1 protein-coding gene is annotated in these 1,354 nt (G+C 66.6%); it reads right to left on the bottom strand.

Going from position 1 to position 1,354, the window contains the following annotated elements; genetic code table 11:
- On the bottom strand, positions 1–1,354 hold a 1,354-nt coding region (locus FW760_RS25965), incomplete at both ends, for a condensation domain-containing protein (RefSeq protein WP_446444110.1).

Below are 1,354 nucleotides of genomic sequence, written 5' to 3'. Positions count from 1 at the left end.
CGGACGCTCGACGATGGCGCGCAGCAGGTTCTGCCAGTGCCCCAGCATCTGTTCGATGGTGTGGGCCTCGAACACGTCGGTGGCAAAGGTCAGCGAAGCCGCTATGCCCTCCTCACGCTCGAACACCTCCAGCGACAGGTCGAACTGTGCGGTATGGGTATCCCACTGCAACGCCTCCACCTGCAGGTGCGGCAACGGCTGCAGCCCCTGCCCGTTCCGGGTTTGCGCCTGGTAGTTGAACAGCACCTGGAACAACGGGCTGCGCCCCAGGTTGCGGCCCAGCTGCAGCGCCTCCACCAATTGCTCGAACGGCAGGTCCTGGTGCGCATGGGCCTGCAGGGTGGCCTGGCGCACCTGCTCCAGCAGCGCAGTGAACGCCTGTCGCCCGCTCACCTGAGCCTTGAGTACCAGGGTGTTGACGAAGAAGCCGATCAGGCCCTCGGTTTCCAGGCGGTTGCGGTTGGCCACCGGCACTCCGACACGAATATCGTCCTGGCCGCTATAGCGGTGCAGCAGCGCCTGGAACGAGGCCAACAACAGCATGAACGGGGTAACCCCGCACTCGCGGGCCAGTTGCAGCAGCCCGCGTGTCAGACCGGCGTCCAACGCCACATCGCGCCTGGCGCCGTGGAAACTGCGCTGGGCGGGGTGGGCACGGTCGGTGGGCAACTGCAGCGTCGGCTGCTCGCCCCCCAGTTGCTCCAGCCAGTAGCGCAACTGACGTTCGCGCTCGCCTGCCTCCAGCCACTGACGCTGCCACTGGGCGAAATCGGCGTACTGGATCGGCAGTTCCGGCAGCACCAGTTCCTGAGCGCTGATGCCAGCGCCATAGCGACGGATCAGTTCGTCGATCATCACCTGCATCGACCAGCCGTCCGAGACGATATGGTGCTGGGTGAGCACCAGTACATGGTCGTCCTCGGCCAGGCGCAGCAGCTTGACCCGTAGCAGCGGCCCCTGGTCCAGGGCAAACAGGCGGCTGCTTTCAGCCGCGACACTAGCCTGGATCTGCGCCGTGCGATCAGCCACATGCGCCAGCACCTCGAAGTCGATCGGCAGCGGCGCCGCTGGGTCTATGACCTGCCTGACATGGGCGTCCACCTGGACGAACCGGGTGCGCAACGGCTCATGCCGCGCAACCAGCGCATCGAAGCTGCGCTGCAACGCCGGCACATCCAGCGGCCCGCGCAGGCGCAGGGCCGCCGGCAGGTGATAGGCACTGCTCTGCGGGTCCAGCTGCCAGAGGAACCACTGGCGCTCCTGGGCGTAGGACAGCGGCAGCGGCACGCCGCGTTCGACCGCGACCAGCGCAGGCTCGTCAATGCGCTTCAATGCATCCAGCGTGGCGACGAAT

The sequence above is a fragment of the Pseudomonas sp. 1176_21 genome (assembly GCF_052850635.1).
Note: the sequence above shows the minus strand (reverse complement) of the source record. Positions and strands in the feature narration are given on the sequence as shown.